The organism is Methanosarcina sp., from assembly GCF_035390745.1.
GTDB lineage: Archaea > Halobacteriota > Methanosarcinia > Methanosarcinales > Methanosarcinaceae > Methanosarcina.
In genome coordinates, this window is the sequence record NZ_DAOOUJ010000013.1 from 17,049 (window position 1) to 38,738 (window position 21,690).

General features: G+C 45.4%; 18 protein-coding genes. 15 read left to right on the forward strand and 3 right to left on the reverse strand.

What is annotated here, in order from left to right; all coding sequences use genetic code 11:
• Window positions 1-183 precede the first annotated feature (183 nt).
• A complete protein-coding gene (locus tag PLL47_RS05245; RefSeq protein WP_324445152.1) occupies window positions 184-606 on the reverse strand; it encodes a nucleoside 2-deoxyribosyltransferase in 423 nt (140 codons plus the stop codon).
• 232 nt (window positions 607-838) lie between these two features.
• Between PLL47_RS05245 and PLL47_RS05250 the strand changes: the two genes are divergently transcribed.
• The 7 genes from PLL47_RS05250 to PLL47_RS05280 all read left to right on the forward strand — a co-directional run bounded on the left by PLL47_RS05250 (window position 839) and on the right by PLL47_RS05280 (window position 8,338).
• Window positions 839-1,327 (forward strand): archaellin/type IV pilin N-terminal domain-containing protein, encoded by a 489-nt coding sequence (locus PLL47_RS05250; RefSeq protein ID WP_324445153.1) that lies wholly within the window; start codon window positions 839-841, stop codon window positions 1,325-1,327.
• Window positions 1,328-1,439: 112 nt separating this feature from the next.
• Window positions 1,440-2,453: an N-acetyl-gamma-glutamyl-phosphate reductase gene (gene argC, locus PLL47_RS05255; RefSeq protein WP_324445189.1), complete on the forward strand. Its 1,014-nt coding sequence runs from the start codon at window positions 1,440-1,442 to the stop codon at window positions 2,451-2,453.
• A gap of 69 nt (window positions 2,454-2,522) precedes the next feature.
• Window positions 2,523-2,987, forward strand: a complete 465-nt coding sequence (locus tag PLL47_RS05260) for a CBS domain-containing protein (protein WP_324445154.1) — start codon at window positions 2,523-2,525, stop codon at window positions 2,985-2,987.
• 17 nt (window positions 2,988-3,004) lie between these two features.
• A complete protein-coding gene (argJ, locus tag PLL47_RS05265; protein ID WP_324445155.1) occupies window positions 3,005-4,192 on the forward strand; it encodes a bifunctional ornithine acetyltransferase/N-acetylglutamate synthase in 1,188 nt (395 codons plus the stop codon).
• A 323-nt stretch (window positions 4,193-4,515) separates the two neighbouring features.
• Entirely contained in the window at window positions 4,516-5,991 is a 1,476-nt protein-coding gene (gene pfkC, locus PLL47_RS05270; RefSeq protein ID WP_324445156.1) for an ADP-specific phosphofructokinase, read from the forward strand.
• 48 nt (window positions 5,992-6,039) lie between these two features.
• Window positions 6,040-7,503: an ADP-dependent glucokinase/phosphofructokinase gene (locus PLL47_RS05275; RefSeq protein WP_324445157.1), complete on the forward strand. Its 1,464-nt coding sequence runs from the start codon at window positions 6,040-6,042 to the stop codon at window positions 7,501-7,503.
• Window positions 7,490-8,338: a DNA-3-methyladenine glycosylase family protein gene (locus PLL47_RS05280; protein WP_324445158.1), complete on the forward strand. Its 849-nt coding sequence runs from the start codon at window positions 7,490-7,492 to the stop codon at window positions 8,336-8,338. Before PLL47_RS05275 ends, PLL47_RS05280 begins: the two co-directional genes overlap by 14 nt.
• A gap of 15 nt (window positions 8,339-8,353) precedes the next feature.
• Here PLL47_RS05280 and cca read toward each other — a convergent pair whose 3' ends face one another.
• The gene (gene cca, locus PLL47_RS05285; RefSeq protein WP_324445159.1) at window positions 8,354-9,718 is read right to left on the reverse strand and encodes a CCA tRNA nucleotidyltransferase; all 1,365 of its coding nucleotides are present in this window, start codon (window positions 9,716-9,718) and stop codon (window positions 8,354-8,356) included.
• A 457-nt stretch (window positions 9,719-10,175) separates the two neighbouring features.
• On the opposite strand from cca, the gene PLL47_RS05290 reads away from it, so the two are divergent.
• The 5 genes from PLL47_RS05290 to cfbE all read left to right on the forward strand — a co-directional run bounded on the left by PLL47_RS05290 (window position 10,176) and on the right by cfbE (window position 17,713).
• Complete coding sequence (locus PLL47_RS05290; RefSeq protein WP_324445160.1) at window positions 10,176-10,895, forward strand: queuosine precursor transporter; 720 nt, start codon at window positions 10,176-10,178, stop codon at window positions 10,893-10,895.
• A 353-nt stretch (window positions 10,896-11,248) separates the two neighbouring features.
• Window positions 11,249-13,855, forward strand: a complete 2,607-nt coding sequence (locus PLL47_RS05295) for an MA0829/MM1976 family S-layer protein (RefSeq protein ID WP_502883675.1) — start codon at window positions 11,249-11,251, stop codon at window positions 13,853-13,855.
• Window positions 13,856-14,136: 281 nt separating this feature from the next.
• Complete coding sequence (locus PLL47_RS14955; RefSeq protein ID WP_502883676.1) at window positions 14,137-14,304, forward strand: SDR family oxidoreductase; 168 nt, start codon at window positions 14,137-14,139, stop codon at window positions 14,302-14,304.
• Window positions 14,305-15,790: 1,486 nt separating this feature from the next.
• A complete protein-coding gene (gene cfbA / locus PLL47_RS05305; RefSeq protein ID WP_324445190.1) occupies window positions 15,791-16,222 on the forward strand; it encodes a sirohydrochlorin nickelochelatase in 432 nt (143 codons plus the stop codon).
• Window positions 16,223-16,252: 30 nt separating this feature from the next.
• A complete protein-coding gene (gene cfbE / locus PLL47_RS05310; protein WP_324445163.1) occupies window positions 16,253-17,713 on the forward strand; it encodes a coenzyme F430 synthase in 1,461 nt (486 codons plus the stop codon).
• Between the two features lie 181 nt (window positions 17,714-17,894).
• Here cfbE and PLL47_RS05315 read toward each other — a convergent pair whose 3' ends face one another.
• Window positions 17,895-18,017 (reverse strand): hypothetical protein, encoded by a 123-nt coding sequence (locus PLL47_RS05315; protein WP_324445164.1) that lies wholly within the window; start codon window positions 18,015-18,017, stop codon window positions 17,895-17,897.
• Here PLL47_RS05315 and cfbD point away from each other — a divergent pair.
• The 3 genes from cfbD to cfbB all read left to right on the forward strand — a co-directional run bounded on the left by cfbD (window position 18,016) and on the right by cfbB (window position 21,669).
• Window positions 18,016-19,128 (forward strand): Ni-sirohydrochlorin a,c-diamide reductive cyclase catalytic subunit, encoded by a 1,113-nt coding sequence (cfbD, locus tag PLL47_RS05320; protein ID WP_324445165.1) that lies wholly within the window; start codon window positions 18,016-18,018, stop codon window positions 19,126-19,128. The genes PLL47_RS05315 and cfbD overlap by 2 nt on opposite strands.
• A 107-nt stretch (window positions 19,129-19,235) precedes the next feature.
• Window positions 19,236-20,033, forward strand: coding sequence for a Ni-sirohydrochlorin a,c-diamide reductive cyclase ATP-dependent reductase subunit (gene cfbC, locus PLL47_RS05325; RefSeq protein ID WP_324445166.1), 798 nt, complete (start codon window positions 19,236-19,238; stop codon window positions 20,031-20,033).
• Window positions 20,034-20,172: 139 nt separating this feature from the next.
• Entirely contained in the window at window positions 20,173-21,669 is a 1,497-nt protein-coding gene (gene cfbB, locus PLL47_RS05330; protein WP_324445167.1) for a Ni-sirohydrochlorin a,c-diamide synthase, read from the forward strand.
• The last annotated feature ends 21 nt before the right edge of the window (window positions 21,670-21,690 follow it).

A 21,690-nucleotide genomic window follows, 5' to 3' on the forward strand; every position in this document is an offset into this window, starting at 1 on the left:
CTCAGACTTATCTCAGTTGAGATATAATAATACATTCCTCTAAAAAAAGATTTTTAAATCTCTATAAATATAAAGGTCATTGTTATAACTCGGCTCACGGACTGTACCATCCAAAATTAAACTGTAATCCCATTGCAAGAATAATCTGCATGCAGGCAAAAAAGATCCAGAAATGATTGGAATTCACTGATATCTTTCAATTATTTTTAGCAATTCGTTTTCATCTCTGGCAAGGGCAACTATAGCCATCTCCACCATCAGATTTACGATTCCGTCTGAAAGCTCCCTGAAATCAGTCCTGAGCCCTATAACAGGCTTTCCTTTTGCATAGGCATAACCTGCCTCCCATGCCGTCCCGGAATCCACATCCGAACCGTCAAGGACTGCGACCACAAGGTCTGAGGCATCCACACCTTCAAGGCACTTCAGGAATACCCATTCCTGGTTATGTTTTTCGCGCTCCTGTGCTGCATCCTCTGCATCTTCCTGGGGCAAGAAAACGGAAAAGCCTTTATTGAGCAGCATATCTCTCAATTTCCGGTTGTATTCGAGTTCGGCATGTGTGAAGAGGGGGCCTGCAAGGTAAACTGTCTTTTTTTTACTCAAATTCTTTCCTCCTGTTCCTCCAGAAGTCAGCACTCATAAGAATTTTATTGCATGAAAAAAGGATGCTTAAGGTAAAATACTTTACCTTATATCTCAATCTTTTCAGAGGCATTTGCTTGATTGAAGCTTATATGGATCTGATCAGAATGTTCTGGAATACTCTTATATATTTAGAAATTTAAACTGTACTGTCTAAATATTAATTATATGTCTTCTCTATTCTCGGGGTAATATGACGGTCAGGAACTTTTCAGCAGTGACGGGCTCAGATGAAAAAGGAATAGCTCCTGTTATCGGAACGGCAGTCACAATAGCCATTGTTTTTATTCTTACAGGCCTTATTTCTGCAGTCGTTTTTGAGGACTATACGGATTCTTCCCATAAAGGAGCACCCGTAGCAAAACTTCATGTCTTCTTTACCGAGGACGGAGGTTCACTTGAGTTCGAACATTCCGGAGGAGATCCGCTCTTTTTTGACAGCCCTTCTCTGTCTGTTATTATGGATGTCAACGGAACCTCATATCCACTCAACGACACATCACTGGGCACCCTCAAAGCCGGGGGAAACAAAGCGCTTGCTCTTAACAGGAGCGTACTGACTAAAATGGAACTGGTGCCGGGAGATCCAGTTACTGTAAAAGTGGTCGATATCGAAAGCGGCGGTCTTATTGCTAAGAGAGAACTTGAGGTCAAAAGGCAGCTGGTTATAGTGCCTGAGTGATGTTTCCAGCTGCATTCTTCTCTCTGCCAGCAGCTGTGAGATCCCTCTCTCTGGTTTTTTTCGATAACAAGCTTAATTATCTTGTATTGACATTACACTGGCAGTGAATACCATGATCAAGGCAGGAATTATAGGAGCTTCCGGATACACAGGAGGAGAACTCCTGCGCTTACTTGTAAGTCACCCAGATGTCAGTCTTGAACTGGCAACCTCCCGGAGTCTTGCAGGAAAACCCGTAGCAAGCACTCACAGGCACCTCGAAGGCTTTCTGGACTTAAAGTACGAAAACCCGGGACTTGAAGAAATAAAGGAGCGCTGTGATGTAGTTTTTTTGGCGGTGCCTCACGGTACTGGTATGAACTATGTCCCAGAACTGCTCGACGGCAGCACGAAAGTAATAGACCTCAGCGCAGACTACAGACTTGATACTCCGGTATTTGAAAAAATTTATGGAATGAAGCACAGCGACCCGAGGAAAGCAGTTTACGGACTGGTGGAACTTCACCCTGAAGCTGCAAAGGAAGATTTTGTGGCAAACCCTGGCTGTTTCCCTACAGGAGCAAGCCTTGCCGCAGCCCCTCTTGCGGCAGCCGGGTTAATAGATATTGCAGTCTTTGACTCCAAAACAGGGATTTCAGGGGCAGGTATTTCGCCAACGGACTCCTCACATTACCCTAACCTCGCAGAAAACATTATCCCATATAAGCTTACAGCCCACAGGCACAGAGCTGAGGTAGTCCAGGAACTAACAAGGCTAGACGGAAAACTCAGGAACATCAACTTCACACCCCATGTAATCCCTTCAATAAGGGGTATCTTTACAACTGCTCACCTCTTTACTAAAGAGCCTCTTTCAACTGAAGATGTCCAGGGAATCTACGAGGAGTTTTACAGGGACAAACCATTCGTCAGGCTTCCGGGAGGAGTACCTTCACTTACTGCTGTCAGGGGTTCTAACTTCTGCGATATCGGTTTTGAAGTAGACAAAGAGACTGACAGGGTGGTGGTGCTCTCAGCAATCGATAACCTTGTCAAAGGCGCATCAGGTCAGGCTATCCAGAATATGAACATCATGTTCGGGCTTGCTGAGACCCGCGGGCTCTGGCTGCCTGCCGCAGCACCATAAACATAGGGCGAGAACATATAACTGGTGACGGATTAATATAAAGAATGGAATTTATTTTGGGGTAGTCCGATGAAAGTAAAAGACGTCATGAACCCTGATGTTGTATTCTGCAAGCCTGACGACACAGTCCGGGAAGCTGCAAAGATTCTTAAAGAAAACGACATCAGTGGAGCTCCTGTCCTTGAAGATGGACGGCTTGTAGGGATAGTAAGTGAGGGTGATCTCCTTGAGCTGCTGGTAATTCCAGAAAAAGGAAATCTCTGGCTTCCCAGCCCATTTGAAGTCATAGAGGTGCCCATAAGGGAACTGCTTAGCTGGGAAGAAACAAAAAAGATGCTTTCTGATGTTGGTTCTACAAAGGTAGAAGAGATCATGACAAAGGATGTTTACACAATATCTTGTGAAGCATCCGTTGAAGACGCATCCGAACTTATGGTCAGGCGCAGGATCAACAGGCTCCCTGTAATGGAAAACGGCCGTGTGGTTGGGATTGTCACGCGCGGAGACATCATAAAAGGTCTTGCAAAACTTTGAGTCAAAGGAGAGTTTTCATGAAGCAAATCGAGGGCGGAATTTGTGCAGTAAGGGGCGTAACTGCATACGGGATAAAACCCGGAAAAATGGGAATAGCTGTTATTCATGCAGAGGGCCCTGCGGCAGGTGTTTTCACAAAGAATAAGGTAGTTGCAGCTCCTGTTATTCTGAGCAAAGAAGTAATAGAAACCGAGCACAGGCTGTCGGCTGTAATTGCAAACAGCGGAAATGCCAATGCTTATACAGGCGATGACGGGTTCCTGGATGCTATGGAAATGGCTTCTATGGTCGCTGAAAAGCTTAACCTTGACCCTGATACTGTTGCCGTCGCCTCAACAGGGGTAATAGGGAGAAGGCTCAATGTCTCCTTTATAAGGGAGCACCTTCCTGAAGTCCTTGAAGGGCTTGGCAGTACTCCTGAATGCAGCCGTGCAGCCGCAAAGGCTATTATGACAACTGATAAAGCCCTGAAAGAATGTGCCGTGGAACTCGACTGCGGGGTAAGGATAGGAGCAATCGCAAAAGGCTCAGGCATGATAGAACCTAATATGGGAACCATGCTCTGCTTTGCATATACCGATGCAAATGTGCCTGCCGATGTCCTGGATGCTGCTCTGAGGATAGCCGTTGAAAAAACCTTCAACATGGTTGTAGTTGACGGGGATACGAGCACGAATGATATGGTGCTTTTCACTTCCACCTGCAAGTCCGGCATCAAGCCCTGTATGGAGTGCCTTGACGATTTTGAGGAGGGGCTGATTTACGTGCTTACCGACCTTGCAAAGAAAATAGCCAGGGACGGGGAAGGAGCCACCAAACTTATAGAAGCCAGGGTCACAGGTGCAAAAACACATAATGATGCCAGGCTTGCTGCAAAAGCCATTGTCCGTTCTCCCCTGGTAAAGTCTGCCATCTTCGGGAAAGACCCTAACTGGGGCAGGGTTGTAGCTGCTGCAGGTTACTCGGGTGCAGAGCTTGAGCAGGAAAGGCTGTCCCTATCTTTCTCAGGCGGGGGAGAAGAGGTCGAGCTTGTGAAATCCGGAGAAATCTCCAAGGCTTCTGATCTGGCACTCCTGAAGAAAATAATGGCAAATGAAGAAATTATCATCACCCTTGACCTTGCAATGGGAAAAGAATCCGCAACTGCCTGGGGATGCGATCTGACTTATGACTATGTCAGGATCAATGCAGAATATACAACATAAACCGAATATTCTTCCAGGCATGGATTAAGGTATTGGAAATATCTTTCAGCCCAACAGGCTTAATTTCTTATATCACCGAAACTGGTCTCTGGTGCCTGCGGCAGGGTTCAAACAGCTGGCATCAGATCGGACCTGTCCGCCCTCATATTTCCATTCTGCACAAAGTTAAATAAAATAACGTAGAATGGGAAATAGAGGAAATATAGGCACGATATCTCCGATGCTCAAAAGCCTGGATTTATCCTGTTTTATTTTTTCCTTATTCCAGATTAATTAGTTTTTTAGTTCTGGACACTTTATTTTATTCCAGGGGGTTTACTCGCGTGGACATGGAAGAATGGGAACAGCGCCATAAAGAAGCGTTTTACAATGCAAAAGAAGCCCTTCCTTATCTGGACGGGATGTTTGTAGCTTATAACAGCAATATCGATGCCATCAGGCACCTTACTGAAGAAGACCTGTCGAGGCTTCTCGGGCTTTTCGATGAGGCTGTAATTCAGGACAGGGTTGCGGTATACCCAAGAGAAATTGCCGACCCTGTGGATTTCATTGCCCGCCTGCTTATCTCCATGCGGGAAGGAAAAGCCGCAGAAGTTCCTGCATATACCGAAGATACCCATAAGTGGCTTAAGGAACACCTGGGTTTTGACTATGCACGCATGGGCGGCCAGGCAGGAATTATTTCAAACCTTCTTGCCAGGCTGGATATTAAAAAGGTGGTAGCTTATATCCCCTGGCTTTCCGAAGAGCAGGCAGAGTATTTTGTAAATAACGGCAATATACTTCACCCGAAAGTGGAAGACGGAAAAGTCGTCCTTAAACCGCCTGCGGAAGCTTTTAAGCCCGGAACCGGGTCAAAGGTCAACTGGATATTCGAATATTCCAAAGACATGAAAGTGACATGCGCAGGCAGCACTTTCAAAGTACCCAGGGATAACCGCCTGATTATCTCTTCCCGTCCGAAATGGATCCGCATTGATATGGATAAAGAGATCTACGAGCAGCTTGAGTCCCTCTTCCCGATTGACGGGGCAATGCTTTCCGGTTATCAGATGATAAAAGAAGAATATGAGGACGGGTCTACCTACAGGGATTATGTTGAACATTCCGTAAAGGTTATTGAAAAACTGAAGTCATTGAATCCTGACCTCCGCATCCATGTGGAACTTACCTCCATCCAGAACCGGCTTATAAGAAAGACTATACTGACAGATATTGTCGCAAGGCACGTCCATTCCCTGGGACTTGACACCGTTGAAGTGGCAAACGCCCTGAACGTGCTCGGGTATGAAGAGCTTTCTTATTCCGTGATCAAAAAAGGAGAAAACGGGATCATGTCCCTTTACCAGGGGGCTGTCCAGCTAATGAAAGACCTTAAACTTGAAAGGGTACATGTCCATTCTCTTGGCTTTTATATCTGTATCCTGGCTAAAGGCCACCCTCTTACCCTGAAAGAACAAAGGGATGCCCTGCTCTTTTCCTCGGTTCTGGCAGCTGCTCAGGCCCTTAACGGAAAAATAGAGAACCTTGATGACGCTGAATCAGGATTGGAAGTACCTGTCTCAGCCCAGGGGCTGGAAGATCTGGAAAACTTCAAGCTTTACTGTACCGGAAGAAGGCTCTGCAGTTCGGATGAGTTTGAATACGGGTACATATATGGGGCGGACCATGACGCGATCCTTATTCCCTCCAAAGTGGTAGAGAAGCCAAAAGCTACAGTAGGGATAGGGGATACAATTTCTGCAGGAGCTTTTGCTGCCATGCTTGCAAGGATGAAACAGATAAAATCAGGGAAATAAACTATCTGGAACCTGAAAATGAGTTTTCTGAACACAGGAACCGGTCAAATGAACATACTTTGCGGCTATAACGTAAACATAGACTCCGTATACAGGATAAACGGAGCCGAAATTCAGGAACTGCTGGGATCGTTTGAAAAGACTGAAATTCTTGAGAAAATAGAAAATCCCCCCGGAAAAATTAGTTCTGAATCCGATTTTGTTGCAGGGCTAACTTATTGTATGAAAAACGGCTGTGGAGCCGAATGGCTTGTTTTTGAGAATGCGGTCTTTGAGTTTCTGAAGAACCGTTATTTTACAAAATCCCTTGTGAGAATGGGCGGGAATGCCGGGATTATGGCAAACGTTCTTTCCGAAATGGGGGCTTTGAGAGTAGTCCCTAACGTTGCATTTCCGTCAAAAACCCAGCTTTCTTTATTTTCTAAAAAAGCAGTATATTTCCCTGATTCCCCTCTGAAGGCTGAGACAGAGGCAGAGCAGAATCAGGATGCTTGGCATGAAAGAAACATACATACTTCTTCCAGCAGTCAGGATCCAATCCATTTCGTTTTTGATTTTTCCAAGGGCGAAACTTTTTCCCTTTACGGTACAGAAATCAGGGTTCCCAGAGAAAACCGCTTTATAGCGACCTGCGACCACTTAAATTTCAGGCTCTTTACCAGTCCCGCCTTTGAGAATTATGCCCTGAATCACGCAGGAGAAATGGACGGTGCACTTATATCAGGGTTCCATCTTCTTCTTGAAACCTATCCTGACGGCAGCACCTATAAAGATGTCCTGGAAAATTCTTTTTCCCAGCTTAAAGCCTGGAAAGCAAAGAACGAAAGGCTCAGGATTCACGTGGAATTGGGGCATTTTGCAAGCAGAGAGATTGGAAATTCGGTGTTTTCAAAATTTGCCGGGATCTCGGACAGCATAGGAATGAACGAAGATGAACTTTCAATGTTTAACAGCCTTCATGGAATTCCTGCCGAAGGGCTTTTACATATGGAAGCCGAAGCCGTAGGGAAAGCAGCCTGTAAACTTGCTTCCCTGTACGGGCTTGGAAACCTTTTCATCCACACAAGGGAATTCGTTCTGGCTGTCTTTAAGCCGGATGCCGGAAACTCTGGTAGATCAGTAATTTCAGAAAAATGGGCTGAAGGAAAATGGGATCAAAAAGAAAGCCCGGAACTGTTGAAAGCAGCCGGAAAAAAACTCGAGGCTATGGGTTTTGGGCTGAGGTGTGCAGGAGCATATGCAGCTTCAGGCAGGCTTGAAGGGAGGGAATTCATGGAAAAAGAGGCTTTAAAACTTCAGGAGAGCAGGTTCGGAAGAGAGCAATTACAGCTTTTCCTGAAAGCCTTCGGAGGAACTGTCTGCGGACAGGGAGCTTTTGCTTTAATGGAAGGTTATATGCTCTGCATCCTCCCCACACTGCTCTGCAAATCCCCGATAACTACTGTGGGGCTTGGAGATACCTTAACTGCGGGAACATTTTTGAGGGGGCTTGAACTGGATGTACAGGCTTGAACCTGCACTTTTTAACCTCGATTACACCCTTGACTGCGGTCAGGTCTTCCGCTGGAAAAAGGAAGGAGACTGGTGGACAGGAGTTGTGGGAGAAAATGTCATCCGGCTTTCCCAGGAAGAAAACAGCGGAGAATTGCTTGTCGATTCCAGCATCCGCCCTGAATTCATCTCTTATTATTTTCGCTTTGACGACGACCTTCATTCAATTTATGAGAGCATAAACAGGGACCTCCTGATAGACAGAGCAATCAACAAATATAAGGGTCTTCGGCTGATCCGGCAGGACCCCTGGGAATGCTTAATTTCTTATATGCTTGCTACGGCTTCGAGCATCCCGACTATTCAGAAGAGGATCTGCCTTTTGAGCCAGCTTTTCGGGCAGGAGCTTGAAGACGGATATTTCAGCTTCCCGGACCCTGAAACTCTTGCAAATGCGGATATGTTCATGCTTGACCGCTGTAAGCTCGGCTTCAGGGCAGACCGAATAAAAATGGCGGCAGAGGAGGTATGTTCCGGAGAACTGGATTTTAATGCTCTTTTCCGCCTTGAATATAAATACGCCAGGGAACGCCTTATGAGGCTCCGCGGCATAGGGGAAAAAGTTGCTGACTGCGTTCTACTTTTCGCTTTTGATAAAATGGAGTCTTTCCCGGTAGATACCCACGTCAGGCAGATCATCCAGCATTACCACATCGATGACAGCTACTTTGAAACCTGCACAAACCTGAGCTGTATGGGAGATTGGGGACGGGAATATTTCGGGCACTACTGCGGGTATGCCCAGGAGTATCTTTATTATCAGAAAAGGGTTGAGGGGTTTGTTCCTCTGTATTAACTTATTTTGATATCTTTACACCCATTTCCTCAAAAAAACCCTGAAATCCTGATCCTTTAACCTGCAAATTTCCGCATCCTCAAGAACCTCAAAACCTTTACTCACGCTCTGGTGTACCTGTTTTCCGAGAGAGGAATTTACAAGCTGTTCTTCAAGAAGCCCTTTTGCCGTCGGATATTTTCTCTGGACTTCAAAGACGTACTTCCCGCCTTCGATATAGCCTCCGAAAACATTTTCAGCTCCTTCGTATTTGGCTTTGAACTTCTCGGCATGCTCCCTCACCCATACCGGAGGACCAATTCGTTTTTTAACGTTGGGAAGGGTGCCAGAGATTAATTCGAGCATGATCACGGTTTCGGGTTTCCCTGACCAGACGCCGGTTTTGATAACTGAAAAATCGTAGTCGGTCACGAGGGATGCTGCAGCCTGTTCCATCTTATAGAGCTGCGGATAGAGCACATCGTCCACAACATCAGGCGTCTCAAAGACAATTGCAATCTGTGAACTTTTCCGGCTCTCCATTTTTTCAAGAAACTCATTATCCTCAATGGGCTGGGGAGATTCAGGGAAAAAGAACTTGATTTCCGGGCCTTTCAGAAACTCCCTGCAGTGGTCTATAAACATGCAGAATTTATCAAGGGAAAGGGCTGCTGCAACATTCCGCTTCGGGTCAGTCGGGTCGACCATTACCAGTGGCTCGCTGTGCTCCATTTCCGAGTGCTGCATAATATCTATTTTCTGCCCGGGCTTCCACGAAGAAGCTGATTTCACGGCTTTTTCGAAAGAACCGTAGTAAATGATAAGGAGTTCGGTCAGGTAGCCTGAAAAGCCCTGTGTTTTCAGTTCCGAGCCGTAGACTCCGCCCCCGCGCATGAACTGCTTCATGAGCAGGACATCGTCTTCCCGGCCTTTTATGTGGGTTTTTATGAATTCATTGTGGAAGGGAGTCCTGTCCACAGCAGATTTGAGCTGGCACGCCGAAGCGACCCGAAAACAGGGGACAAGGTCAACGTCAAAGCCTTTGTAGATAATATTCAGGTAAGGGTGTTCAGCGTGGCGGTCCTCGGCGTGTTCTGCGTGTTTTGCAACTTCTCTGGCAATTCCCATGCCGCTTATTTCCAGGTCCTTTCTGGACGTTTCCTCGGGAAAACTGATGAAAACATCAATATCATGGGTGCCTGAGAGCCATGTTCCTCTTGCAGCAGAGCCTACCATTTTTACAAAAATATCTGGTACACAAAGTTTTTCTGCTGCCGTTTTTACTTCCACGGCAAGCTCTTCCTGAACAGCCATGAGTTCTTTCCTTTCGGCTTCCGTGGGTTTAATTTTTTCAAGGACGGCAAGTTTCAGGTCTTCTGGAATGATGGTATCTGTTTCCATGCCGGGACGGCTCCATACGTTATTCTTGGTTATAAAGGTAAATTGTTAATTTATGGTTTTAAAGGTCAGAAACCTTCTCCTTTAACTTATATTTTGTGGGTCTTGGATCGAATTTTGAAAACCTGTTGTTTTCCGGATTGGAAGGCTGAAAGTGTCTCTTTTTCCTGGAATTTTACTCGGAATCATTCTTATGCCTATGGGTACTCTTCCAGGACTCCTGAGGTAGGGCTATATGTATACTTTAAATAAATGAACAGCACTTTATTTCCCGAATCTGGCATTTTTGCCGGTTTGTTTCTCTTCAATTTCAGCTCGCTTAATAGCTCGCTTTAAATCTGGCAGTTTATCCCTTATCAGTTTACTCCTGATCGGTTTACACTATATTGGTTTACTTTATATCGATTTACCTCAGGTCTCATAAATTCTATCCCAAGCTCTATAACCCGGTTGTGAAAAAATGTTAGTCTGGCTGTACTGGATTATCACTCTAACAATTGCTACCTGTGCATCAGTATATATCATAAAAAAAATGCCTGAAAACGGATTTGCAGTGCTCACTGCTTTTTATGTAGTTTACCTGGCAGCTTCGCAGGTTCTTGCCACACGCATTATTGTATTTGACCTCGGTTTTTACTCTTTCTTTGCTCCGGCAGCAGTTTTTATCTATCCCTTTATTGCCCAGGTCGTGGACATGATCAATGAGGTCTATGGGGAGAGAAGAACGCATATATCTATCCTTATCGCTTTTGCGACCCAGGTATTGTTTGTACTCTTCATAGGTATGGTCACAGGTCTCAGTCCTGCCCCTTTCTTTGAACTGGAAGATGCCTGGAAGAGCCTCTTTGGGCTGAGCATCAGGATTACCATTGCAAGCTGGGTTTCTTTTCTGGTCTGCTCGAACCTTGATGCCTGGATATTTGCATCCCTTAAAAAGCGTTTTTCCGAAAAAGAAGAGAATTTCAAGCATGACACTCTGATAAACCCTTACATCTGGCTCCGGTCGAGTGCAAGCGACCTTGTCAACCTGGCACTGGACTCTTTTATCTTTGTCTTCATCGCCTATTATGGGGTTATGCCTGTTCTCCCTCTGGTTATAGGGCAGCTTATCAGCAAGAACGTTATAGGTTTTCTTGACAACCCCTGGTTTGTATTTTACAAAAAACTGCTTAAACAGTAAATATTACCTTTGATTATCTTTAACAGGTAAAAATATAAGAGATATTTATATCCATTCCTGTTTTATTTTTTTAAGGGGTTTAAATCCTTTATTTCGATTTTTAGACTTTCCTGCACCCCAATGTTCTTCTGTTTTTTATTTGGCACACCCCAACTGACCAAAAACTTTTATCTAATTACTTCAATATCTAGAAATGTCTATAGTTTAACATTTCAGTATGATCAAAGTAAATGGGGGTATCGGGACACAGGAAAACATCCAGGGAGTGTTCAGGAACTTTCTTTTGTTTCTATTTTTCTCCTGGACTTCCGGCGGCTGAACCCCTGCTCCAATCCATCTAAAGGAGGTCTAATTTGGGGATTAAAATTTATCTAAAATTATTATGTCTATTTCTAATGCTCGGGTTACTATGTGAAACCGCAGCTGCACAGTTCTCAGGTTCAGCAGGCAGCCGCATCTGGGACGAAAACACAGATCAAAATCTTACCTATACCTGGACACCCCAGACATATTCGGGTTTTTATTATGACCTGGATACCGGGGAAGGTTCAGAAAGCATGACGATTCAGCTCACACAAGGAAGCCGAAGTGTCGAGAGAAACGGATTGCAGTATGAGACAAGGCCCATAGAAACGAAATTCGAAAATGAAAAATGGGGTAAATATCAGGTCATAGGGTTTATGGCAGAAAGGTATTTTGCAGGATATACGGAAAACTCCAGCTTTGTAAATGACGATATCAGTGTAATTTCTGATGGGCAGCTTTCAAAAATACTTATTGATAGCGATGACAGGAAGTCTCTGTACACAGGCTCTTCCCTCATACTCGAAGAAGGTTATTCCCTTAACGTTGTAGAAGTTGATGTCAATGGAGACACTGTATGGGTACAGCTCGAAAAGGATGGAGATGTGATAGACGACGGTTTCCTCTCTTCTAACAGCGACTATGTTTATAAAACCGATCTTGGAGAAGCTGATGATGTACCTCTGATAGCTGTCCATTTAGCTCAGATATTCCGGGGCACAGAAACAAATGCAGTCTTTATAGAAGGGATTTTCCAGATATCAGACGAATATGTCCAGATCGAGAATGGAGACAGATTCGGAAAAATGGAGATAAGTTCCACTTCAAGTTCCGGAATTATAATGAAAAATGAGGACTCTATTACCCTCAGCAAGGGAGATACAGTCGATATCATGGGAAAACTCAGCTTCCTTGTAGCTGATTCCGATGATCTCCGTTTTGGACCCATAGTCGAGACTACTGAACCCGGAAGCTATGAATTGAGGGGTACTGTCCACGATGAAACATTTAACACAACTCTCTGGACACCTTACAACTTTGAAGGGTTCTATTACAGCATAGATGAAAATGTCTCCACCGAAAGCCTGACCCTCACAGAAGGAATCAGCGGAAGGTCGATTGATGACGAGACTCTTGTTTATTCAACCAGCCCTGCACTTGTAAAATTCAAGCAGGAAAGCTGGGGTTCATATCAGGTCATAGGGTTCATGGCAGAGAAGTATTTTGCGGGCTACCCTGCGAATACCTTTGAAAATTCAAAAAGTGTGAGTGTCCTTTCTGATAATATCCTTTCAAAAGTCCTGATAGATGACGATAACAAAAGATCTATGTTCACAGGCTCCTCCATAGCTCTTGAGAATGGTTATTCTCTCAAAGCCTCAGAAGTTGATGTAAACGGGAACAGAGTACTCCTCGAGCTGTACAAGGACGGAAAGCTTCTGGATTCTGGAATCGTTTCCAGTAACGGGACCTATATCTACGAAGCAGATATAGGTGGAGCTGAAGATGTTCCTATGATTGCAGCCCATATAAGCACAGTTTTCCGCTCACGTGAAACGGACGCCGTCTTTATAGAAGGGATATTCCAGGTCTCAGATGACTATCTTGAGCTTTCCCAGGGTGACTCTTTCGGAAAGATGGAAATCAGCACTATTTCCAGCTCAGGTATTACAATGAAGAACGAGGACTCGATTTCCCTCTCAAGAGGCAATACCATTGACCTGATGGGCAATGTCAGTTTCAAGGTAGCTGATTCCTCTGTCCTGCGTTTCTATCCCTTTGTTGAAGTTGAGACTGCTCCACAGGACCAGCTTGAGATTAAAGTACCGGAAGTCTTTGTGGTTGGACAGGCAGCAAATATTTCGGTCACAGCAAGAAATGCTGCAGTCAGTGATGTTGAAATCCTTCTCGGGAACAAGAGCATCGGGACCACGGGAGACGACGGGGCTCTCACATACACCCCAACTCAGGAGGGTAGCTTCAAATTATCTGCAAACAAGCAAGGTTATATCTCTGGAAGTAAGGACGTGGACATTGTCGGAGCTGGAGTCATAAAACTGCTGCTTTCAGTCTCCCCGGAAACCGTTAAAAAAGGAGACCAGATAAAAATAGGGGTTACCGATTCTGTACAAAACAAGCCGGTCTCCGGTGCAGATGTCTATTTCGGCGGCCAGAAAGTTGATGGGCAGACTGGCACGGACGGTACTGTATCTTACTGGGTAACTGCTCCAGGCACATTCACGGTTAATGCTACAAAAGCAGGTTATGAAGAAGGAAAAACTATTGTTGAGGTTATCGAAGACAAAGCTGAATTCGAGTATTCAAACCTCTTAATTGAGCCTGCTTCTGTTAAAGCGGGAGACGCAGTTTCAATCCAGGCAAACGTTACAAACACAGGCAACATTGCAGGAGAAACCGAAGTGGAACTTCTGATCAACAATGAATCCGTGGACTCCGAAACCGTAAGCCTGGAAGCCGGCGAGAGTAAAGCAGTCACATTCTCCCATACCGAGAAGGAGCCAGGAAATTATACGGTTGAGATAGGAGACATGAGCGGAAGTTACGAAGTAACGAAGTCAACTCCTTTCTTCAGCATTGCTGCAACTATCGGCATACTTGCCACAGCATTTGTACTGCTCAGGAAAAGAAGGAACTAAAAAGATTTCTACTTTTTCGCAGCAGGGGCCGGAAATTAATTTTTGATTCCGGTCTTTTTCTTCTTCTTCTTTTTGTTTTTTGTTCTTATTTTAATTCTCTTCCCCGTTTCCATTAATTGTAGCCATAGTCCCCTTGTAACTTGTCAGTGAAGCCCCTATATTCCCTGTAATCTTGTTTGTGGGATACAGAAGATCTGGCTTCCCGAATAAAAGAGCATTGCTGAAGGATTGATGTCAATCTCTGGAGCGTCATATATGGCATTAATGCTGCTCTGCCAGTCATGCGCCTTCAGGGCGGAGGGCACATAGTTAATACGTCTTCCATTGCCGGACTGGTGCCGTTCCCATTCCAGGCTCTTTATTGCACCACAAAGTACGCAGTAGTCGGGATGAGCGAGAGCATGCGGTATGAATTTGCAGAAGAAGGTATTCATTTATCGGTTCTGTAAAATCACAAGTCTCAGGAAGTTATTTGGTAGATAATTCCATATCGGGAGATCAATTTTTCCATACTACACAAAAACTTGACTTCAAATTTACAGCTAATTAGGTATACTGCCTTTCATGAAAAATATCTAAATGAAATGGAGGAAAACAGTAAAAGAAGAGAACAATTCTATACGCTGAATTTTGATCAAAAGAGTGAATAATGGGTTCACAAGGTTTGGTCTGCAACAATGAAGTTTATTACGGGATCAGGTTTTACTCTGTCCTGAATTTGCTTCATTTTAAGCTTACATGTCAATGAAGTTCATTGCGGGATAGCTTTTAGACTGTCCTGAATTTGCTTCATCTCGCAGTTTACGCCATAAATGAAGGATATTACGGGATCGGTTTTCAAGCCGTCCTGAATTTGCTCCACCTTATAGCTACGCGCCAATGAAGTATTAAATTATGGGATCAGTTTTCAGACTTTCCTGAATTTGCTTCATCTTAAGCTTACATGCCAATGAAGTAGATTTCGAGATCGGTTTTCAAGCCGTCCGAATTTGCTTCACCTTATGCTTACATGTCATGAAGTTCATTGCGGGATAGCTTTCAGACTGTCCTGAATTTGCTTCATCTCGCAGTTTAAACCATAAATGAAGTAGATTTCGGGATCGGTTTTCAAACTGTCCTTAATTTGCTCCACCTTATGCTTACGCGTCAATGAAGTATATTACTGGATCAGATTTTACTCTGTCCTTAATTTGCTCCACCTCGCAGTAAAAGCATCAATGAAGTAGATTTCGGTATCGGTTTTCAAACTGTCCTTAATTTGCTCCATCTTATAGCTTACGCGTCAATGAAGTAGATTTCGGGATCAGTTTTCAGGCTGTCCTGAATTTGCTTCATTATAAGCTCACATGTCAATGAAGTTCATTGCGGGATCAGGTTTTACTCTGTCCTGAATTTGCTTCACTTTACAGCTTAGTTCCTTGTGAACAATATATACTATGTAAGTTCCTGTATATAACACTGGCGGTATAATTACTGAGAGTAATATAATCGGTTCATTTTTTTGCAAAGTATACCTGCAAATCAGTCTTATACTATGTCAATACGTGTGTACATCGAATGCTTCACTGATTTTTACATTCTTTAAACGGCGTCTTATGATTTTTTCCACATATGACGAAAAGACCTCTATATGTGCCTAATTAGAGAAGAAAACAAATAAAACAGGTTTATTAAGGAAATAAGGCTCACAATGAGCAATATATGAGATTTCTTTATGGTTTTGTTTTTCAGGATTCAGTATTACTTTTGTTTTTCCTGCCACCGTTCAAACTATCTTTAAAAATCCCTCTTTTTTGTGAAGTGAAACAGTCTCGGGCACTCCATAAACTAATTAATATATATAATTTTTTAGAAACGAAGAGAATATATCAGATAAATTCTAACTATGTTAATCTCTGTGATGTTACAAATTAGAATAATTGTGTTAAACAAGTTCTGAACAAGGTTGAGCTAAATTTAGAAGAGGTTTCGAGAATGACTGAAAAACTTGGAATTCTGGCCATCGGCCACGGAAGCAAACTTCCTTACAACAAGGAAGTAGTAACCCAGATCGCAGATTACATCGCACAGAAGCACACTGATGTCATTGTCAGAGCAGGATTCATGGAAAACAGCGAACCCACCCTTGAAGAGGCAATTGCAGGCTTCTCAGGCACAGGGGTAACAAAGGTTGCAGCAGTACCTGTTTTCCTGGCTTCAGGCGTCCACATTACAAAAGACATCCCTGAAATCCTGAGCCTGGACAAAGACGGCTGCGGAACCCTTGAGATCGATGGAAAGGAAGTTCCCCTCTGCTATGCAAAGCCCCTCGGAGCCGACGAACTGATAGCTGACCTCGTTTTCAAGAGGGTTCAGGAGTCCCTGTAGATCTGAAGATATTCGGGTCCGGTTTTCATTATGGGCTTGCTGCGGAAGAAGATCGCCGTGCTCGACCTTACACACGGCGGCATTCCAATCGCGAAAAAGCTTGCATCTCTGGGAAATGATGTTTCCGGGGTAGACGTTTACGGGACCGTGGACCCGGCACTGCTCGGGGAGCTTGAAGAAAATTACGGCATTCGATGTTCAAAAGCTCCCCTCCCAATTTCCGAATTTGATCTTCTGGTAGCGCCCGTACACCTTGACCCCGCTTATTCCATGCTAGCGCAAGCCGCATCCGAAGGAAAAAAAATTGTCTCCCACCACGAAATTGCAGGAGAAATCCTCAAAAAAGACCAGAGGCTTTCCGGCATAAAAATAGTTGAAGTAACTGGCGTAAAAGCAAAAACAAGTACTGCATCCCTGCTCTCTGACATGCTCTCCCGCAAATTTAAAGTCTTACTCCATACCTCGCGCGGGCTTGAGGTCTGGGAAGAAGGCTCCCCTTCTCTTATTCACAGGGGGCTGAGCATAACTCCGGGAAGTATCCTTACAGCCGTTGAAAAAAGCCTTGATGCAGGAATAAAACCTGAATTCTTCATCTTTGAAATCTCTATAGGGGGCACGGGTACCGCAGACATGGGGATTCTCACAACTCTTTCGCCCGATTACAGGATTGCAAACAATACTTCCCTTGCAAGCGACGCAAAACTCCAGCTTATCCTTAATGCAAAACCCGGAAGCACCCTTCTTCTCAATGCCGGAGCAGAAAAAGCCCTTGAAGCTGCAAAAGGAATTCAGGCAGAGGTCCTCACCTTTAAGGATCCGTTTTTTGCAGACAACAGCTTACTGGTTTCCAGCGACCCGGACTTTGTTCTGGAAACTGAAAACCGTGAAGTGAAAGCTTCCGCTGTTCTGGAACCGTCAAATACTCCTGAAGTTTCAGGCTCTACCCTGCGATTTCTCAGCAGAGGAAAAGAAATCTTTTCAGCTTCCCTGCGTTCAGGATACAGCAGTTCTGCATACAGGACAGCTTTTATTGCAGCCTCTGCTGCAGCTCTCGAACTTGGGGTTGAGACAAAAGATGTGGTTTCTGTGCTTGAAGAGTTCAGAGGGCTTTCAGGCAGAATGCAGGAAAAAGAGCTTAACGGAGTTTCTATGATCGATAACTCAAATTCCGGAATGGATATCCTTTCTGCGGAAAAAGCCCTTGAATACGCTCTCCTGAAGAAAAAAGACGAAAAAAAGAGCAGTATAATCCTTGTACTTGGAGAAGAAGCCTCTCAGGTCTGTGAAGGTCTTCCTCCTGCTTCAGTTCAGGGGTTTATAGAGAAATTCGGAACAAAATGCGGGCATATCATACTTGTCGGAGAGAGGATGCGGGCAGTTACTGCTAAAAACGCTTCTTATGCAGGCAGCCTTCCGGAAGGGCTATCGAAAGCTTCGGAACTTGCAGGGACAGGAGATATAATTCTCTCCTCCGTGAAATGTTTCCGCTGATTAATCAGGAGTCGCAGGTCAGGCTGCGGGGTTTTAGCCGGATTATTTATGATACAATTTTATACAGGGTCTTCCAATCTGTATTCGTTTCCATCGCTTGTTTAACTTTCTTCACTATTTAACTACCGCTTAATTCAATTTGCTGACATTTGTTTAACTGCCACTTAACTTCATATTCATTTCAACCTGTCTTGCTCCCGAATATCTTTTCCCGTTCAGCCGGGGTAAATTGTCTGCGGGATGCCAGAATCTCCCGGGTGAAACCCATATCGTTATTCATATCATCAGAAAGAGGATTTACCATGACTCAAAAAGAGATTTCAATCATTCACCCCCGCCCAAGTTCAATCGTTGCGGCTCTTTATACCCTCAGGGACTTAAACGTAGATGTTGCAATCCTTCACGGGCCCCCTGGCTGTTCTTTCAAGCATGCGAGGCTACTTGAAGAAGACGGCATCCACGTAGTTACCACAGGGCTTGATGAGAACGGATTTGTTTTCGGTGGGCACGATAAGCTTGTGCAGGTTATCAGCAAATCCATAGAACTCTTCAACCCGAAAATCCTGGGTGTTGTCGGCACCTGCGCCAGCATGATCATAGGAGAGGAAATGCACGAAGCCGTGCTCGAGGCTAACCCGGACATCCCTGTAATTGAAGTTGAAGTTCACGCAGGCTACCACAACAACACAAAAGGTGTGCTCTTTGCTCTCGAGTCCGCACTCGATGCCGGGATAATTGACCATAAAGAGTTCGAGCGCCAGGAGTACCTCCTCCAGAAAGCCACAGAGGTCGAAAAGAGGTTCGGGGCTGCAAGCAGGGAATACCTCGCGCCCTCCAGAGGAGACGTCAAATATAAGGTTGCAAAGCGGCTTATTGAGCTCCTTAAGGAAGGAAAAAAAGGGCTCGTCATAATGAACGCCAAAAAAGAGACCGGCTACATGTTTGCAGACATTACCCTTGCAGTCAATGAGGTTGCAGCTGCACTCGGGAAAAAGGAAAACCTGGTAAACATGGCAAATATCGACCCTGAGCTCGGGCTTCCGAGGGTCAGGCAGCATGCCGAATACATTATGCGGGACTTCAAAGCCCACGGGGTTGAGATTCACGAAATTATCGGCGGCATGGACGAATACCCTGTTGCAGGGGAAAAGGTCAGCGAGCTGATAAAGGAAAAATACAGCGATTACGATTTCGCGGTTATCACAGGTGTTCCGCATGCAGTCCCTATGGAGAACATACGGCACATGGAGCTGATCTCCAGTACGAACGGTCCGAGGCAGGTTCTTCCCTTAAAAGAGATGGGGCATCAGCATGTTATGGTTGAGATCGACCTCCACCCCAAGACCCTTGGAGTCAGCACGATAGTGGAGTCCGAGTTTGGAGCCACATTAAGGGAACTTGCAAAGGAAGCCTGAGCAGGAAAGGACAGAGCCAGAATCAAAGGGAATTCAGATTCAGCAGGCTTGCCAGAATAAAATCAGAGCTCAAGCCAGGAAAAATCAGATTACGGGAGGGAGATTCTTTGAAAAAACAAAAGATCATTGCAATTTACGGAAAAGGCGGCATAGGCAAATCGAGCACAGCTTCAAACGTTGCAGCTGCATGTGCGGAAGCGGGCAAGAAAGTCATGATCATAGGTTGCGACCCCAAAAGCGATTCTTCAATAACTCTTCTCGGGGGGCGGAGAATTCCTACAATCCTCGACCTCCTCCGCGAAGGTGTGGATGTGAAGGAAAAAGATGTTGTTTTTGAAGGCTATGCAGGCGTCAAATGCGTGGAAGCCGGAGGCCCGGAACCGGGCATAGGCTGTGCAGGGCGCGGGATTATAGTCGCAATTCAGAAGCTGAAAAGCATTTCAGGAGACCTCTTGAAAGAACAGGACCTCATCATCTATGATGTTCCCGGAGATATCGTCTGCGGCGGGTTTGTTGCCCCTGTCAGGAAGGGTTTTGTGAATGAGGCGTACGTCCTGACATCGGGAGAGTATATGCCCCTTTATGCAGCAAACAACATCTGTAAAGGGCTTTCCAAAATAGGGATGCCTCTTAGCGGGGTAATTTGCAATTCCAGAAATGCGAGCAGAGAAGAGGAGATTGTCAGGAAGTTCTCCGAGGAAATCGGCAGCCAGTTAATGGCTTTCATCCCGAAGCGGCAGGCAGTGCAGGACTGGGAAAGGGAAGGTTATTCTGTTATGGAGAAAGCTCCTGATTCCGATATTGCTGAAGTTTACCGCCAGCTTGGAAAGAAAATCCTGGAAAACGAAAAGAAGGTCATGGCAGACCACCTTAGTGATGAACGGCTAAGGGAAATGACAAAATAAATCGAAAAATGAAAAAAAGAGCCGGCAAGAACTGGTAAATTAAAACAAATTCCCAGGCCCGGCGTAAACCGCAAAACTGCAGCCTTAAAAACTACCTGTGCCGCAGTAAACTGAAAAACCAGATCCGGGGTATAATATCATGTCCCACAGCAACCAGCCAGGCGGAAAAGAGGCAGGGAGCATTCCCAGAGTCCTGATTTCCGCAGACCGCTCTTCTTCAGGCAAGACCACGATTTCCATGGGGCTCATGGCTGCCCTTGTTTCAAGAGGGTATAAAGTCCAGCCCTTCAAGGTCGCCCTTGACTACATCGACCCCAGTTACCACACCGAGATCACGGGCAGGTTCTGCAGAAACCTCGACGGATACCTCATGGATGAGCACGGGATTCTTGATGTCTACACCCATGCCTGTGAAACCGGAGGCGGGGCTGATATTGCAATTATCGAAGGCGTCCGCGGGCTTTACGAGGGCTTTGAAAGCCTGAGCGACCTCGGGAGCACAGCCCAGATTGCAAAAATCCTTAAATGCCCTGTGATTTTCGTAATCAATGCACGCAGCATTACCCGCTCCGCTGCTGCTCTTATTGGCGGTTACAAGAATTTCGACCCTGATGTTGAGATCGCAGGAGTAATCCTCAATAATATAGGAGGCCGTCGCCACGCACAGAAAGCAAAAGAGGCAATCGAACACTATACCGGCGTGCCGGTTATAGGAATTATTCCCAGAGATCCTTCAATGCAGATTTCCATGCGGCATCTCGGGCTTATGCCGGCTCTCGAAGGCAGGCGGAGGCTTGGAGATGGTGGGTTTGAGGACAGGCTTCACGGCATTGAAGAGATTATCAACAAAGGAATTGATGTGGACCGTTTTCTGGAAATCGCTGGCAGTGCAAAACCCCTGGCAGGTCCGGAAAACAGTATTTTCTCCCCTTCCGTAAATGAAGGCTCTCCAGAGCCGAGGATAGGGGTTGCCCTTGATGAGGCTTTCAACTTTTATTACCGCGATAATATTGACCTGCTGGAACTTTCTGGTGCGGAAATTGTTTACTTCAGCCCTGTAAACGATACAGAGCTTCCTGATGTTGACGGTCTCTATATAGGAGGCGGCTACCCCGAGCTTTTTGCAGCCGAACTCGAAGCCAATGAGTCCATGAGAACAGCCATCAAAAAAGCTTCTGCTGCAGGCATGCCCATATATGCCGAGTGCGGCGGGCTCATGTACCTTACGGAAAAAATAAGTACCGGAGTCCCGGGAAAGGGCACTTACCATGATGCTTCCATGCCCGAGTCCACCTATTCAATGGTCGGAGCTCTTCCGGGTCACACAATTATGGGGCAGACAAGAGTTGTAAGTTATAATATAGGGACCCTTGAAAAGGACTGCCCGATAGGAAAGAAGGGAAACAGCTTCAAAGGGCATGAGTTCCACCACTCCGAAATCCTGGAAATCCCCGATGACGCTGAGTTTGCAATAGCACTCTCAAGGGGCACCGGAATAAAGGGCGACAGGGACGGGCTCATCGTTAACAATACCATTGGCTCTTACGCCCATCTGCACGGAGCTGCTTACAGGGAACTTGCAGGCTCGATTGTCGAAGCTGCCCGTATGTTCAGGGACTCAAAAGCTTTCAGGTAAATTGATGGAGCTGAGAGCTGC